The 14,961-nt window shown below is 69.2% G+C and carries 15 protein-coding genes and 1 pseudogene; 9 read left to right on the top strand and 7 right to left on the bottom strand.

Going from position 1 to position 14,961, the window contains the following annotated elements; all coding sequences use genetic code 11:
- The coding region (locus AO501_RS02580) for an NrtR DNA-binding winged helix domain-containing protein (protein WP_082658342.1) at positions 1 to 355 on the top strand (355 nt) is incomplete at its 5' end.
- A gap of 224 nt (positions 356 to 579) precedes the next feature.
- Positions 580 to 1,920, top strand: coding sequence for a lipase family protein (locus tag AO501_RS02575; RefSeq protein WP_055576236.1), 1,341 nt, complete (start codon positions 580 to 582; stop codon positions 1,918 to 1,920).
- On the opposite strand, the gene AO501_RS02570 is transcribed toward AO501_RS02575, so the two are convergent.
- Genes AO501_RS02570 through bioB form a run of 3 tightly spaced genes read right to left on the bottom strand, consistent with a single transcriptional unit; the run spans position 1,917 to position 3,863 of the window.
- On the bottom strand, positions 1,917 to 2,582 hold the full coding sequence (locus AO501_RS02570) for a DUF2567 domain-containing protein (RefSeq protein WP_055576235.1): 666 nt from the start codon (positions 2,580 to 2,582) through the stop codon (positions 1,917 to 1,919). The genes AO501_RS02575 and AO501_RS02570 overlap by 4 nt on opposite strands.
- Positions 2,579 to 2,806 carry a hypothetical protein gene (locus AO501_RS02565; protein WP_055576234.1) on the bottom strand — a complete coding sequence of 76 codons (228 nt, stop codon included), beginning with the start codon at positions 2,804 to 2,806 and terminating at the stop codon, positions 2,579 to 2,581. The genes AO501_RS02570 and AO501_RS02565 overlap by 4 nt, the downstream gene beginning before the upstream one ends.
- Before the next feature lie 10 nt (positions 2,807 to 2,816).
- Positions 2,817 to 3,863: a biotin synthase BioB gene (gene bioB / locus AO501_RS02560; RefSeq protein ID WP_055576233.1), complete on the bottom strand. Its 1,047-nt coding sequence runs from the start codon at positions 3,861 to 3,863 to the stop codon at positions 2,817 to 2,819.
- Positions 3,864 to 4,054: 191 nt separating this feature from the next.
- On the opposite strand from bioB, the gene AO501_RS37655 reads away from it, so the two are divergent.
- The 5 genes from AO501_RS37655 (at position 4,055) to AO501_RS02540 (ending at position 9,666) form a co-directional block, all read left to right on the top strand.
- The gene (locus tag AO501_RS37655; protein WP_197419746.1) at positions 4,055 to 4,198 is read left to right on the top strand and encodes a hypothetical protein; all 144 of its coding nucleotides are present in this window, start codon (positions 4,055 to 4,057) and stop codon (positions 4,196 to 4,198) included.
- A gap of 170 nt (positions 4,199 to 4,368) precedes the next feature.
- The gene (locus tag AO501_RS02555) at positions 4,369 to 6,099 is read left to right on the top strand and encodes a hypothetical protein (RefSeq protein ID WP_156452274.1); all 1,731 of its coding nucleotides are present in this window, start codon (positions 4,369 to 4,371) and stop codon (positions 6,097 to 6,099) included.
- 4 nt (positions 6,100 to 6,103) lie between these two features.
- Entirely contained in the window at positions 6,104 to 6,505 is a 402-nt protein-coding gene (locus AO501_RS02550) for a hypothetical protein (protein WP_055576232.1), read from the top strand.
- On the top strand, positions 6,502 to 7,839 hold the full coding sequence (locus AO501_RS02545) for a hypothetical protein (RefSeq protein ID WP_055576231.1): 1,338 nt from the start codon (positions 6,502 to 6,504) through the stop codon (positions 7,837 to 7,839). Before AO501_RS02550 ends, AO501_RS02545 begins: the two co-directional genes overlap by 4 nt.
- Before the next feature lie 105 nt (positions 7,840 to 7,944).
- Positions 7,945 to 9,666 carry a PE family protein gene (locus AO501_RS02540; protein WP_055576230.1) on the top strand — a complete coding sequence of 574 codons (1,722 nt, stop codon included), beginning with the start codon at positions 7,945 to 7,947 and terminating at the stop codon, positions 9,664 to 9,666.
- A 2-nt stretch (positions 9,667 to 9,668) separates the two neighbouring features.
- Here the strand turns inward: AO501_RS02540 and AO501_RS02535 are convergent, their stop codons facing one another.
- The 4 genes from AO501_RS02535 to AO501_RS02520 are packed head-to-tail and all read right to left on the bottom strand — an operon-like array spanning position 9,669 to position 13,323.
- A complete protein-coding gene (locus tag AO501_RS02535; RefSeq protein ID WP_055576229.1) occupies positions 9,669 to 10,187 on the bottom strand; it encodes a 2'-5' RNA ligase family protein in 519 nt (172 codons plus the stop codon).
- Complete coding sequence (gene bioD / locus AO501_RS02530) at positions 10,187 to 10,861, bottom strand: dethiobiotin synthase (RefSeq protein ID WP_055576228.1); 675 nt, start codon at positions 10,859 to 10,861, stop codon at positions 10,187 to 10,189. Before bioD ends, AO501_RS02535 begins: the two co-directional genes overlap by 1 nt.
- On the bottom strand, positions 10,858 to 12,003 hold the full coding sequence (locus AO501_RS02525; protein WP_055576227.1) for an 8-amino-7-oxononanoate synthase: 1,146 nt from the start codon (positions 12,001 to 12,003) through the stop codon (positions 10,858 to 10,860). Before AO501_RS02525 ends, bioD begins: the two co-directional genes overlap by 4 nt.
- Before the next feature lie 6 nt (positions 12,004 to 12,009).
- Positions 12,010 to 13,323 (bottom strand): adenosylmethionine--8-amino-7-oxononanoate transaminase, encoded by a 1,314-nt coding sequence (locus AO501_RS02520; protein ID WP_055576249.1) that lies wholly within the window; start codon positions 13,321 to 13,323, stop codon positions 12,010 to 12,012.
- Between the two features lie 61 nt (positions 13,324 to 13,384).
- On the opposite strand from AO501_RS02520, the gene AO501_RS36770 reads away from it, so the two are divergent.
- Entirely contained in the window at positions 13,385 to 13,801 is a 417-nt protein-coding gene (locus AO501_RS36770; RefSeq protein WP_231752308.1) for a hypothetical protein, read from the top strand.
- Positions 13,802 to 14,125: 324 nt separating this feature from the next.
- A pseudogene (gene ripD, locus AO501_RS02510) lies at positions 14,126 to 14,803 on the top strand (NlpC/P60 family peptidoglycan-binding protein RipD); the annotation flags it as partial.
- Positions 14,804 to 14,961 lie beyond the last annotated feature (158 nt).

Below are 14,961 nucleotides of genomic sequence, written 5' to 3'. Positions count from 1 at the left end.
CACCCGCTGGCATCCAGTCAGCGCGCTCCCGCCGATGGCCTTCGACCACGGGACCATGGTCGCTCACGCCCGCACCCGACTGGTCGCCAAGATGTCCTATACGAACATCGGATTCGCCTTGGCACCAAAGGAATTCGCACTGTCCACGCTGCGCGACATCTACGGTGCGGCACTGGGCTATCAGGTCGACGCGACCAATCTGCAGCGCGTGCTGGCCCGGCGAAAGGTCATCACGGCGACCGGGACCATTGCCCAGTCGGGCCGCAGCGGCGGGCGCCCGGCCGCGCTCTACCGGTTCACCGATTCGCAACTGCGGGTCACCGACGAATTTGCCGCTCTCCGACCCCCCGGATAGGCCCGACAATTGATTAAGACAAGAGATTGTGACAAGCGGCACGCGCAGCGGTTTTAGGCGTGTCGGCAGTTTGTACAGTAACTTGTATAAGAGATGGATAAGGCGAAATAAGATTCTAGTAAGAGGCGCTGGCCGCCAAGAGCAGCCGGCGCCGCGTTGTGACTAGCCTGACCGCCGCCCCGAATCGGACACACCGGGCGACGAGGGCCACGAAGGGAGCCTTAATGGTGGAGCTCGCGAAGCTGGGAGGCGAAACCGGGGCGGAGTGGATCGGCCGACCCCCGCACGAGGAGTTGCAGCGCAAGGTCCGCCCGCTGCTCCCCGCGGACGACCCGTTCTACCAGCCGCCCGCCGGCTTCCAGCACGCCGCGCCCGGCACCGTGCTGCGCTCCCGCGACGTCGAACTGGCCTTCATGGGCCTCATCCCGCAGTCCATCACCGGGACCCAGTTGCTGTACCGGACGACGGACATGAACGGCAATCCCGAGGCGACCGTGACGACGGTGCTGCTGCCGAAAGAGGTCGCCCCCGGCAAGACCATGCCGCTGCTGTCCTACCAGTGCGCCATCGACGCCATCTCGTCCCGGTGCTTTCCGTCCTACGCTATGCGGCGCCGCGCCAAGGCCGTGGGCTCGCTGGCCCAGCTGGAGTTGCTGTTGGTCAGCGCCGCCGTCGCCGAGGGCTGGGCGGTATCGGTTCCTGACCACGAAGGCCTGCACGGGTTGTGGGGCACCCCCTATGAACCCGGCTACCGGGTCCTGGACGGCCTGCGGGCGGTGCTGAGTTCGGAACGACTCGGTGTGCCCGCGTCCGCCAAGATCGGGCTGTGGGGCTACTCCGGCGGCGGGCTGGCCAGCGCGTGGGCCGCAGAAATGTGCGGCGAATACGCCCCGGAGTTGGACATCGTCGGAGCGGTACTGGGCTCCCCCGTCGGCAACCTCGGGAACACCTTCAAACGACTCAACGGCAGCCTGCTCGCGGGCCTGCCCGCGATGGTCGTGGCCGCACTCACCCACGCCTATCCCGACCTCGATGCGGTCATCAAGGAACACGCCAACGAAGACGGTCTGGCCATGCTCGAGAGCATGGAGCGGATGACGACCGCGGAAGCCGTCATCTCGATGGCCAATAAGAACATGGCCGACTACCTCGACGAGCCGCTGGAGGACATTCTGGCGACCCCGGCCGTCGCCCATGTCTTCGACAGCACCACCCTGGGCGTCGCGGTGCCGACGCCGCCGGTGCTGATCGTGCAGGCCGTCCACGACTACCTCATCGCCGTCGACGACATCGACGCGCTTGCCGACGCCTACTCAGCGGGCGGCGCCGACGTCACCTACCACCGGGACGCGTTCAACGAGCACATGCTGTTGCACCCGCTGTCCTCCCCGATGGCGCTGCGTTGGCTGATCGACCGGTTCGCCGGACGCCCCATCACCGACCACCTGATCCGGACCACTTGGCCCACGATGTTCAACCCGATGACCTATGCCGGCATGGCACGCCTGGCCGTCATCGCCGCGAAGGTCATCACCGGCAGGAAGATCCACCGGCGTCCCCTCTAAGGGGTGACCGGACCCGCGGGGACGGGCGGCAGGACGGCCGGGCGCGGGTCGATCGGCGGATAGCCGCCCAAGTCGTCGCGCACGGTTCCGGTGGCCGCGAGCGCGTAGATCAGCGCCGCGGAGGCCGTCGGCGAGAGCAGCGTGGCGGCGACCTGCAGCGGCAGATGACCGAAGAACACCGGAGGCGCCTGGCTGACGTAGGTCACGTTGTGATCACCCGACGCGAGCGCGACGGTGTCGAAATTCAGTGCGCCGTAACGCAGTAGGACCAGCAGCGCTCCGACGCCCGCGGCGGCCGCGGCGGCGCCGATCAGCCCCAAGGTGAGCGCGGCGACCATCTGTGGGCCCCGATGCTCGCGCCACTGCCACACTGCCACGGCGGCCACCACCGCAAGTACGCCCAGCAGACCGAGCAACATGAACGGCGCCACGAAGAAGTTCTGCGATTCGCCGCCCAGGTAATCGTGCACGCGCTCACCCTTGCGGCTCACCGCCACCACGGCGTGGATCGGCGGGGCTATCCACGCCCAGAGGGCACCGATCAGCACACCCGCGGCGGTCAGCGCCAGCACCACGGTGAGCAGCGCGCGGTTGCGGGGCGTGCGCGGGCCCGCCGGGGGCTCCACCGGCCGGGCCACGTCGGTCACGGCTTCCCCGGTCATTTCTGCCCCTCCAGATCGGCCGAGTCCACCTGTCCATGCCGTGAGCACCGTGCCCACCAGCCATCGGGGCGAACCTGCACGATCATCCGCCGCCCGCACTCGGCGCAGAAGCGGGGCGGTTCCAGACCCAGCTGCGCCGCCGTGGGCGTGGCCGTGCCCGCCGGCTCCCCGGTGTAGACGTTATAGACACCGGCTCCGACCGGAGCGCCCAGATTTCCCGCCACGCTTCTCTTTCTACAAGCTCGCGTTGAGCGCCTTGAGCGGCATCTGCAGGTCGTCGAGCAGTTGCAGGTCGGCTTCGGCGGGACGGCCCAGCGTGGTCAGGTAGTTGCCGACGATCACGGCGTTGATCCCGCCCAGGATTCCCTGCTTGGCACCCAGGTCGCCCAGGGTGATCTCGCGGCCACCGGCGAACCGCAGCATGGTCCGCGGCAACGCCAGCCGGAACGCGCCGACGGCTTTGAGGGCTTCGCTGGCCGGCAACACCTCCAAGTCCCCGAACGGGGTGCCGGGGCGCGGGTTGAGGAAGTTCAGCGGCACCTCGTGGGGGTCGAGTTCGGCCAGCTCGGCGGCGAACTCCGCGCGCTGCTCCAGTGTCTCGCCCATTCCCAGGATGCCGCCGCAGCACACCTCCATGCCCGCTTCGCGCACCATCGACAGGGTTTGCCAGCGCTCTTCCCAGGTGTGCGTGGTGACGACATTGGTGAAGAAGGAGCGGGCCGTCTCCAGGTTGTGGTTGTAGCGGTGCACGCCCATCGCGGACAGCCGCTCCACCTGCTCGGCGCTCAGCATCCCCAGCGAGCAGGCGATCTGGATCTCCACCTCGTTGCGGATCGCCTCGATGCCGGCGGCGACCTGGGCGAGCAACCGCTCGTCCGGGCCGCGCACCGCCGCTACGATGCAGAACTCGGTCGCACCGGACTTGGCCGTCTGCTTCGCGGCCTCGACCAGGCTGGGGACGTCCAGCCAGGCGCTGCGCACCGGCGACTGGAACAGACCCGACTGCGAACAGAAGTGACAGTCCTCCGGGCAGCCGCCGGTCTTGAGGCTGATGATGCCCTCGACCTCGACCTCCGGCCCGCACCAGCGCATCCGCACTTCGTGGGCCAGCGCGAGCAGTTCTTCCAGTCGGTCATCGGGCAACTGCAGGACCCGCAGCACCTGGTCCTTCGTCAATCCCTCACCGCGCTCGAGCACCTGCTCGCGGGCAACCGCCAGAATTTCGGAATGAGTGCCATCCTGGCCGGTGTCGCTGGTCGGTCGAGTTGGCGCTTGAGTCACCGGGTACTCCCCTGTTTGTCGATCGCGTCCGAGCATGGCCGGACCACATCTGCGTCTCACGGCCGCGTCGTTGTGGCAGCCGGAATGAAATGGTGTTCAGGTTAGGGTAGCTGGCGCCGCGTCGGCGAATGCCGCGCGGGCGCACCGGCGCGACGTAGCTCACTCCGGATATAGGGGGTATGGACACCACCATGAGCGATGCGCCCGTCACCTATCTGGCCGACCACGGGATCTGGCTGGCCATACCGGCGTTTCTGCCCGCGCTGATCGTCGTCGGGGTGGTGTTGTATGTCGCAATGCGAAACCGTCGCAGCTCTGACAAAAAGCAGGATTGACCAGCCCGGCATTTGGGCATTACAGGTTCGTCCTAGTCGGCATCGGCGGTGCGCAACGGGAGGCGATCGCGGTGGATTTGACAGTTGTTGCTGAGGCACCGGCGGCACGTGGGGCCGCCCTCAACCAGGTAATCGGGCTTTCCGTCGCCGCGCTGGTCATCACGCTAGCCATGCTGGCCATCGGCTGGGCGCACCGCACCCGCCGGATCATGTGGCTGGAGCGGTTCGCCGACTGGCTCGGGGTCAAGTTCAGGCGCCCGTCCTGGGTGGCGCTACCGGTGTTGGTGTACACCTCCTCGATCATCTGCGCGCTGTTCGGTTTTATCTGGGACGTCAGCTGGCATATCGGTGAAGGCCGCGACCCTGGTCCGCTGGCCAATCCGGCGCACTACTTCATCATCTTCGGGCTGTTCGGGATCTTCCTGGGCGGCATGACCGCGATCGTGCTGCCGTTCGACAGGCCCGGCCCGGCGCCGGTGCGCATCACCGACAACTGGCACGCTCCGGTCGGCGGGATCCTGATGGCCGGCTGCGGCATGTACGCCCTGTTCGGCTTCCCGCTCGACGACATCTGGCACCGCATCTTCGGCCAGGACGTGACGCTGTGGGGACCGACGCACCTGATGATGATCGGTGGTGCCGGTCTCTCGCTGTTCTCGGTGCTCATGCTGGAGTACGAAGGCGGCCGCGCGCTGCCGGACGCGCCGCCGGAGAAGCCGTTCGTGCGGCTCCTGCGCTACCTGTCCTGCGGCGGCCTGCTGATCGGCCTGTCCGTCTACCAGATCGAATACGACTTCGGCGTCCAACAGTTCCGCCTGGCATTTCACCCGATGATGATCGCCGGCGTCGCCGCACTGGCTCTGGTCGTCGCGCGCATGACGCTGGGCAAGGGTGCGGCGATCATCGCGGCCCTGTTCGCCATCGCGCTGCGCGGCGCGGTCGCGTTCATCGTCGGCCCCGTCTTGGGCGCCCCGATCAACTGGTTCCCGCTCTACCTCGGACCGGCGCTGATCGTCGAGTTGCTCGCCCTCAGTCCCCTGTTCAAGCGCCCGATCGCCTTCGGAGCGGTGTCCGGACTCTTGGTGGGAACGGTCGGTCTCTGGCTGAGTTCGCTGTGGGTAGGCGCGGTCTACCACTACCCGTGGCCGACCAGCATGTGGGGCGAGGCCCTGGCCATGTCGGTGCCCGTCGCGGTGTTGATGGGCATCTGCGGCGCGCTGACGGGCATGGTGCTGACCGGACAGCGGCTTCCGGCGCGTGCGGTCGGCATCTCGATCGTCGTGGCGACCGTCGTGGTGATCGGTGGCGCCGTGGCCAACGGCCTGCACATCAATGTCCCGAGCAAGAACACCGCGACCATCAAGCTCACCGAACTGCCCGGCGAGCCCGGCAAGCAGATGGTGTCGGCCGACGTTCAGATCAACCCTCCCGACCTGATCAAAGACGAGCCCGACTGGGTGTCGATCACCTCATGGCAGGGCAAGATGGAGAACCAGCGCGGTCTGGTCGTCGATCGACTGCAACGGGTCGGGCCAGGGCACTACCGCAGCACCCAGCCCATTCCCGTCTGGGGATCGTGGAAGACGCTGCTGAGGGTGCAAGACGGCTACACCATGACCGCCGTGCCGATCTACGCACCGGCCGATGAGGCGATTCCGGCTCCCGAGATCCCGGCCCAGCCCGTGATCACCCGGCCGTTCGTCCTGGAGAACACCATCCTGCAGCGCGAGCGCGACCCGAGTGCGCCGGAGTGGCTGTTCACCACGGGCTCGATTCTCGTGCTGATCTTCACGCTGATGGTGATCGCCGCCCTGACCTGGGGTGCGGGCCGGATCAACGGCGAGACGACCAAACCCCGACGGGTGGAGGAGGAAGAACATCCCCTCCCCAGGGCGGCCTGAGGCGATGACGGCACGCATTCTCGCCGCTGCGTGGGCGGCCGTGTTGGCCTGCGCACTGGTCGGTTGCGGGGGCAGCAAGCCGGGCAACACGTCCAGCAGCCCCGCGCCGGGGGCCGCGTCCACCAGCGCGCAGCCGGCCGGCCTGACGATCGAGGTCACGATCGCCAACGGCCAGGTGACACCGACCAACGCCACCCTGCAGGCCAGGGTGAAAGAGCAGATCACATTGCGGGTCACCAGCGACGTCACCGACGAGTTGCACGTGCATTCGGTGCCTGATCACAAGTTCGAGATCGCCGCGGCGCCCAACCAGACCTTCCAGTTCAGCGTCGACGTGCCCGGCAACGTCGACGTCGAGCTGCATCACCTCAAGCGCACGATCGCCACCATCCAAGTCCAGCCGTGACCAGTGCCGGCGCGGTGCTGGCGCACGGCCTCGGCGGGTCGAACGACCTCCCGGTTCCCTATACCTTCGCGCTGATCGGTGCGGCGTGGGCACTGACGTTCACGTTCGCGCTGGTCGCCCTGGCGTGGAAGCGGCCCCGGTTCGATCCGGCCAAGCCGGGACACGCCCTGCCGGACGTGGTGACGACGGTGGTTGACGCCCGCCTCACCCGCTGGTTGGTGGCGGGCCTGGCGTTGCTGTTCGCGGCGTGGGTGCTGCTGGCCGGGTTGTTCGGCCCGCAGACACAGGCCAACGGTCTGCTCGGCGCGTTCTACGTCCTGTTGTGGGTCGGGCTGGTGGCGCTGTCGCTGGTTTTCGGGCCGGTGTGGCGGGTCGTGTCCCCGGTACGGACGGTCTACGTCGTTTTGCGCCGGTGCCTGCCGGAGCGTTTTTCTCGGCCCCGGATCCGTTATCCCGAGAGCTGGGGTTACCGTCCGGCCGCTCTGGGTCTGTTCGCGTTCGTCTGGATGGAGCTGGCCAGTCCCGACTCGGCCTCGGTGTTCGCGGTGAAGGTCTGGCTACTGGTCTACGGCGTCGTGCTGTTCGCCGGCGCGTGGTTGTGCGGGCAGCGCTGGTTGGCGCGGGTGGACCCGTTCGGCGTCTACAGCATGGCCGTGTCCCGGTTGTCCCCGTTCTGGCGTAATCGCGAGACCGGCAAGATCGTCGTCGGCAACCCGTTCGACCACCTGCCGTCACTGCCGGTGCGGCCCGGTGTGGTGATGGTGCTGGCGGTGCTGCTCGGCTCCACGGCATTCGACAGTTTCTCGGCGTCGCCGACCTGGCGCAATTTCGCCGACGGGGTCGCGCGCGGAGCGCACGGGGTGCCGGAGACGGTGACGTCGTCGGCGCTGCGCACAGTCGGTCTGACGGTGTTCATTTCCATTGTGGCACTGACGTTTTCACTGGCAGCGCGGGCGACGGGCGGCGTAGACGCCGAGCAGCGGCGGGCCCTGCCCGGCCAGATGGCACATTCGCTGATCCCGATCGTGGTCGGCTACATCTTCGCGCATTACCTGACCTATCTGGTGGAGCGCGGCCAGCAGGCGGTGATCGCGCTGGCCGACCCGCTCAGCAGGGACTGGCAGGTCGCCTACATCCTGTCGATGCACCCCGCCGTCCTATCCACCATCAAGGTGACCTGCGTGGTCACCGGGCACATCGTGGCGGTCATCGCCGCGCACGACAAGGCGCTGCGGATGCTGCCATCGGCACATCAGCTGACCGGGCAGCTCACCATGATGCTGGTGATGGTCGGCTATACCTTCATGGGGTTGTACCTGCTGTTCGGGGGATGAACCGAAACACCGCATGACCGCGGGAGCGGGGCTACAGTTCGGTGTCTGAGTCCGCCTCGAAGCTACCGCGACGTATGGCTTCGTATGACCGCTTGGAGATTAGGGATGTCGTTGTTAAGCGCAGCGCCCGACGTGATGGCCGCGGTGGCGACAGATCTGACGAGCATCGAGTCGACGCTCAGCGCTGCTAACGCGGCAGCGACATCGTCGACGACAACGATCTTGACCGCGGCCGCCGACGAAGTATCGACGGCGATTACCGCAGCGTTCGGCGCGCACGCCCAGGAATACCAAAGAGTCAGCGCCCAAGCCGCAGCATTTCACGCGCAGTTCGCACGCACCCTGTTCGCCGGCGGCAACCTGTACGCCGCGGCCGAGGCCGCTAATGCCTCACCCCTGCAGGCCGCCCTGGATGTGGTCAACGCGCCGGCCCGGGCCCTGCTGGGCCGCCCATTGGTCGGTGACGGCAACAACGGCGCAACGCCGGGCCAGGCCGGTGAGGCAGGCGGGCTGCTCTTCGGCAACGGCGGTAATGGGGCGTCCGGCGGGGCTGGCCAGCGCGGCGGCAATGGCGGGGCCGCCGGACTCCTGGGCAATGGCGGTGCTGGGGGCGCTGGCGGAAGCAGTGCGCCGGGCGGCACCGGCGGCAACGGCGGGTTGTTCTACGGCAACGGCGGGGCCGGCGGCGCTGGCGGGGCCGCCACCGTGGCCGGGGGTTACGGCGGCAACGGCGGTGCGGGCGGCAATGCCGGCGTGTTGTTCGGCAACGGCGGGGCCGGCGGCGCCGGCGGCCAAGGCGCGACCGGTACGAGCGGCAACCCCCTGCCCGCTCTACCGGCCGGCCAAGCGGCGACTGGCGCCAACGGCACTAACAGCTCTACTGGCCCGGCGAGCAACGGGCAGGATGGCGCTGCGGGTAACGCGACCGGTGTAACCGGAGGCAAGGGCGGCGCAGGAGGCTATAGCGCTGAGGCGGGCATCGTCAACGCCTTCGCCGGCAATGGCGGTGCCGGCGGCCTCGGCGGACCCGGCGCACCCGGCGGCCAAGGCGGCGCAGGGGGCTTTGCGGAAGACTTGGCCGGTACCGGCACCGCGATCGCGGGTAACGGTGGTGCCGGCGGGTCCGGCGGCGCGGGCGCGACCGGCGGAGACGGCGGAAATGGCGGTGGGGGTTACTCCGCTAACCCATTGAGTTCCTCCGGCACCGGAGGCACCGGGGGCACCGGGGGCACGGGCGCCGCGGGCGGCAACGGAGGCATGGGCGGCCCGGGTGCGCTGTTCGATCCATTCGGGGATCCGAATCTCATCTTCGGTGGCGCGGGTGGCAGGGGCGGTACCGGCGGCGTCGGCGCGGCGGGTGGCACCGGTGGTTCCGGCGGGGCCGGCGGTGCTGGTGGTCATGGCGGGCTGTTGTTTGGCGACGGTGGTGGTGGCGGCGCCGGCGGACTAGCCGGCGACGGGGGCGCCGGCGCTTCTGGCGGCCACGGCGGTACCGGTGGGCAGGGCGGCGCTGACAGTGGCATCTTTCCCGGAGCCGGTGTCGGTGTCGGCGGCAGCGGCGGTGACGGCGGCAACGGCGGCGACGGCGGCGACGGCGGCAACGGCGGCAACGGCGGCAACGGCGGCGCGGGCGGCACCGGTGGACTGTTCGGGCACTCGGGCGGATTCGGCGCCGGCGGCGCTGCCGGCCACGGCGGTGGCGTAGGACTAGGCGGCGACGGAGGTGTAGCGGGCACGAAGGGCACCGGCGGCGCGGATGGACAGGCCGGCCAAAAGGGCGCCGACGGCTTACCGGGTGCGGTCGGCAAACCCGGCCAACCCGGCTGACGTCAGCCGAGCGGATACTCGACGCGCTGATCGCCGTCCCAGCGGCGCAACCCTGCGAGGCGGCCGTCGAACTGCGCCTGCCGGCCCGCAATGGCCAGCGCCGCAGCCAGATGCGCGGCCTCCATCCGGCGCGCCAGCGTGACATGTGCCGTCCACTGGCCGGGCAGGCTGTTGGCCATCGGCTCCGGCACCAGGTGCGGACCGCACAGCCGATGCACCTCGGCGTGCAGGTCCAGCAGTTCGCGCGAGGGCACGACCAACCGGGTGAGCACAACGTTGCCCCGGCCGAACAACACGGGTGCGCCGACCACGCAGCGCAACGGCAACTCGCGCGCCACCGGAGTCAGCAGTTCGTCGACCTCGGCGTCGATGCGCTGGGCCACCGCCACCGTCACATGCGGACGGCCGGGCGGGATCCGGATAGGCAGGCCCGCTTTTTTCAGCGCGCCCAAGTCGTCCCACATGCCCCGCAGCACGGCTTCGGTGTCGGGGTCGAAGAGCAGTTCGATGGAATGCGCCATCAGGACACCAGGGACCTCACCCAGTCACCGTCGAACGCCGCCGCACTGATTGCCGCGAAGTCACCTGCGGCGCCTGCGCCGGCCGGCAGCGCCGCCCGCACCGGGGCCAACCGTTCCAGCGCCGACCGGTTGGAGCTCTCGACCAGGCCCGGCCGATCCGGCCAGCTGCCGATCACCAAACCAGCGCATGAAATATTCTGTGCGGCAAGCGCTTCCAGGGTCAGCGCGGTGTGATTGAGGGTGCCCAGGCCGGCCCGGGCCACCACCAGCGCGGCCGCGTCGAGGTCCCTGGCCAGATCTCGCAGGGTGACGCCCGCCGCGGCGAGTTCCACCAGCAGCCCGCCGGCGCCCTCCACCAGCGTCAACCGCCCTGGCCGGTCCAGCCGGCGGATCAGCGCCAGCACCTCCTCGCGGCTGGGCAGCGACATGCCGGCTTGCCCGGCCGCGGCCACCGGCGACATGGGCAACGGATAGCGCGCCAGGCCGGCCAGCTCGGTGACGCCGGAGAGCCGGCCTACCTCGGCCAGGTCGTCGTCGCCGTCAGCGGTGCCGGTCTGGGCGGGTTTGCACACCGCCACGTCGACACCGAGTTGGCGGGCGCAGGACGCCAGCGCCGCGGTCGCGATCGTCTTTCCGACGCCGGTGTCGGTGCCGGTGACGACCAGGACCGTCAACGGCGGACGCTCGAGAGCACCTCGGCGAGCACGCGCCGCGCCAGGTCGAGTTCGTCGGCGCTCAGCGAGGCGCGCGCGGTCAGCCGCAGCCGGGATGTCCCCCTCGGGACGGTCGGCGGCCGGAAGCAGCCCACCTTGACACCCGCATCCAGGCAGGCGGTCGCCGCCGCCAGCGCGACCTCCGGGTCACCCAGAATGACCGACACCACCGCCGACTGCGGAACCTCGGCGACACCACAGACCCGGGCCAAATCGGCGGCATGGCCGAGCACCGCCGCGGGCCGCCACGGTTCGGCCTCCAGAATGTCCAGCGCGGCCAGCGCCGCGCCCACCGCGGCGGGGGCCAGGCCGGTGTCGAAGATGAACGGCCGCGCCGCGTCGATCAGGTGCGCCCGCACCTCGGCCGGGCCGAGGACCACGCCGCCCTGACTGCCCAGTGCCTTGGACAGCGTCGTCGTGACCACCACGTCGGATGAACCCGCCAGCCCGACCTCGTGCAACAGGCCGCGACCGCCGCCGCGCACACCGAGGCCGTGCGCTTCGTCGACGATCAGCAGCGCACGGTGCCGGCGGCACACCTCGTGCAGTTCGCGCAGCGGCGCCAGAGCCCCGTCGGCACTGAACACCGAGTCGGTGACGACGACGGCACGCTCCTCGGCACGCGACGCCAGGGCCGCATCGACAGCGGCCACATCGCGATTGGGCGTCACCACCACCCGCGCGCGCGACAGCCGGCAGGCGTCGACCAGCGAGGCGTGCGAGTAGGCGTCGGACACCAGCAGTGAGCCCGGGCCGGACAGGCTCACGACGGCACCCAGGTTGGCGGTGTAGCCCGAGGAGAACACCAGTCCCGCGGCGGCGCCGACGTAGTCGGCGAGCTCGGTCTCGAACTGGGCGTGCAGTTCGGTGTCGCCGGTGACCAGCCGCGAACCGGTGGCACCGGCACCCCAGACCCGCAGCGCCTGGACTCCGCCGTCGATGACGTCAGGGTGCTGTGACAGACCGAGGTAGTCGTTGGAGGCCAGGTCGAGTTCGGTGCTGACCGGGGGCCGTGGCCGCAGGGAACGGCGCAGCCCGGCCTCCCGGCGCTGCGCCTCCACCGCTTCCAGCCAGGCCAGCGGGGACGTCTCGGTTGACTTCATCGCTGATCAGACTACGAGCCGCGCAACCTGAACCATCGCCGAGGTGATCTGTGCGATCTCGCCGGGCGTGCAGATATAGGGCGGCATCGCGTAGACCAGGTTGCGGAACGGGCGCAGCCACACCCCACCGTCGAGTGCCGCGGGCGTGGCCACCGACAGATCGACCGGCCGGTCGCACTCGATGACGCCGATCCCCCCACACACCCGCACGTCGGTCACGCCCGGCAGCGCGCGGGCCGGTTCCAGTCCCTCGGTCAGCCCGGCGGCGATATCGGCCACGCGGGACCGCCAGTCCTGGCCCAGCAACACCTCGACGCTGGCCACCGACACCGCGCACGCCAGCGGGTTGGCCATGAACGTCGGCCCGTGCATCAGCGCACCGGCCGCACCTGTGCTGATGGTGTGGGCGATCTCCGTGCTGCACAGGGTGGCGGCCAGGCTGAGGTACCCGCCGGTGAGGGCCTTGCCGACGCACATGATGTCCGGGCTGACGCCGGCATGGTCGGCGGCGAACAGCTCACCGGTGCGACCGAATCCGGTGGCGATCTCGTCGAAGATCAGCAGCACCCGGTGCCGACGGCAGATATCGCGCAGATCGGCGAGGTAACGCGGGTCGTGAAAGCGCATCCCGCCCGCCCCCTGCACGACGGGCTCGAGGATGACGGCGGCCAACTCGGCGGCGTGTTCGGCAAGTTGGGCCTCGAATGCCGCGCTGTAGGCGGGGTCGTAGTCGCGCGGCACCTGCGGGGCGAAGACCTGCGGCACCAGCACGTCGGCCCACAGCGAGTGCATGCCGCCCTCGGGGTCGCAGACGCTCATCGGCGTGAAGGTGTCGCCGTGGTAGCCCCCGCGCCACGTCATCAGGCGATGCTTGCCCGGTTGGTCCAGGCTGCGCCAGTACTGCAGCGCCATCTTGACGGCGACCTCCACCGACACCGAGCCCGAGTCGCTGAAGAACACGGTGTCCAGCCCGGCCGGGGTGATCTGCACAAGCAGTTGGGCCAACCGGGCCGCCGGCTCGTGCGTCAGGCCACCGAACATGACGTGGTTCATGGTGCCCAGCTGAGCGGTCATCGCGGCATCCAGCACCGGGTGTCCGTGACCGTGAATGGCGGTCCACCAGGAGCTCATCGCATCCAGCACCTCGACCGGGTGGTCGTCGCGGACCAGCGTCAGCCAGGCCCCACGCGCCGCGACCGCCACCACCGGCGGTATCGCCTCGCTGCCGATCGTGCTGTACGGGTGCCACAGATGAGCGGCGTCGATCGCGCTGATCTGCGCGGGCGTCAACCCGGCTTTAGCTCGTCCGGCCGCTGCCACGAAAGCCGACCTTAGTCGGTTGCGGTCGCAGAAAACCTGTTCATCGGGAAGCATGCAGGGCATGACGGCACCGGATCAGTCCCAAGACTCGGACAAGGACCTGGAGGAGGCAGCCGGCCCGCGAGTCATCAGGCTGCGCCTGGTTCCCTGGGACGTCATCACCATGTTCGTGCTGTTGGGGTTGCTGATCGTCGTGGTCACCATGACCAGTTGGCCGACCCGCCTGTTTGCCTTCACCGACAACGTCTGCCAGGGCGATGACTGCCCGATGGTGCCATTCGGGTTGAACTACTACATCTACCCACTGGTGTGGGGCGGCATCGGTGCGGCCGGGACCGCCGCCCTGCTCGGCCCGTTCGTCTCGCTGGTGAAGGGCTGGTACATGTCCTTCTGGCCGATCGTCGCGGTCGGCGTGCTGAGCCTGGCTTCGGTGGCGGGCCATGCTCTGACCGATTTCAGCAACACTTTCGGGCGCTGACCCGGCTCGCGCAACATCACGCGGCAGCAACGTCTTTGAGATCGAAATCACAACTGCCGTCACGAGATTGACCCTCTCAATCACCGTCCGGTCACGTTCCTACAAATAATGTTTCGCCACTCTGGCGGTCACTTATCTCTGTTGTCAAAGTGTCTGTAGTGACTGGTGTGATTTCACCCGGGCTAACCCGGAGGGCTCACCCATCAAGTCCAGCGGCGCTCGGCCCCGAAGAGGCGGCCCTTCGCACCTGAACGGCGCGGATGCGCGCGGTCACCGCGCTGAGGCACAGAGGGGCCATCCGGCCCCAGGAAACGAGGGAACGAAATGAAACGCGTCTACGCCTTCGCGATCGGGCTGGTGATGTTCGTGGCGCCGATGGCGACTGTCGCGGGGATCGCCTCCGCAGATCCGTACACCCGAACCAACGACTACCAACAGATGGCCGACACCGTCATCGCGCGGGGACTCTCGCAGCGCGGCGTGCCGTTCTCCTGGGCCGGCGGCGGGGTCACCGGCCCCACCCGCGGCACCGGTTCGGGCATCAACACCGTCGGCTTCGACGCCTCGGGCCTGATGCAGTACGCCTACGCCGGCGCCGGGCTCAAGCTGCCGCGCTCCTCGGGTCAGATGTACCGGGTCGGCGAGCGGGTGTTGCCCCAGCAGGCCCGCAAGGCCGACTTGATCTTCTACGGGCCCGAAGGCACCCAGAGCGTGGCGATGTACCTCGGAAACGGCCAGATGCTCGAGGTCGGCGATGTGGTCCAGGTTTCGCCCGTGCGCGCCACCGGTATGTCGCCGTACCTGGTCCGGATCCTGGGCACCAATTCGTTGCAGACGGGACCGGTGCAGCCGGCGCCGCAGGCTCCGGCTCAGACGGTGCCGGGCCAACAGGCCCCGGCCCAGACCGTCCCCGGCCAGCAGGCCCCGGCCCAAGCGGTGCCCGGCCAACAGGCCCCGGCCCAGACCGTCCCCGGCCAACAGGCCCCGGCCCAGACGATCCCCGGCCAGCAAGCCCCGGCCCAGACGATCCCCGGCCAACAGGCCCCGGCCCAGACGATCCCCGGCCAGCAGGCACCGGTCCAGCAGGCACCATTGCAGCAACAGGCGCAGGTGCCACCACTGCAGCAGGTGATCCCCCAGCCGGCGGCCCCGCTGGTTCC

Source organism: Mycobacterium gordonae (assembly GCF_001417955.2).
Taxonomy (GTDB): Bacteria; Actinomycetota; Actinomycetes; order Mycobacteriales; family Mycobacteriaceae; genus Mycobacterium; species Mycobacterium gordonae_B.
This window is presented reverse-complemented; position numbering and strand designations above follow the sequence as displayed.

Coding starts and splice junctions, on each gene's coding strand:
- AO501_RS02575 (WP_055576236.1), top strand. CDS start 580: ATGGTGGAGCTCGCGAAGCTGGGAGGCGAAACCGGGGCGGAGTGGATC.
- AO501_RS02570 (WP_055576235.1), bottom strand. CDS start 2,582: ATGACCGGGGAAGCCGTGACCGACGTGGCCCGGCCGGTGGAGCCCCCG.
- AO501_RS37655 (WP_197419746.1), top strand. CDS start 4,055: ATGAGCGATGCGCCCGTCACCTATCTGGCCGACCACGGGATCTGGCTG.
- AO501_RS02555 (WP_156452274.1), top strand. CDS start 4,369: ATGCTGGCCATCGGCTGGGCGCACCGCACCCGCCGGATCATGTGGCTG.
- AO501_RS02550 (WP_055576232.1), top strand. CDS start 6,104: ATGACGGCACGCATTCTCGCCGCTGCGTGGGCGGCCGTGTTGGCCTGC.
- AO501_RS02540 (WP_055576230.1), top strand. CDS start 7,945: ATGTCGTTGTTAAGCGCAGCGCCCGACGTGATGGCCGCGGTGGCGACA.
- AO501_RS02535 (WP_055576229.1), bottom strand. CDS start 10,187: ATGGCGCATTCCATCGAACTGCTCTTCGACCCCGACACCGAAGCCGTG.
- AO501_RS02525 (WP_055576227.1), bottom strand. CDS start 12,003: ATGAAGTCAACCGAGACGTCCCCGCTGGCCTGGCTGGAAGCGGTGGAG.
- AO501_RS36770 (WP_231752308.1), top strand. CDS start 13,385: ATGACGGCACCGGATCAGTCCCAAGACTCGGACAAGGACCTGGAGGAG.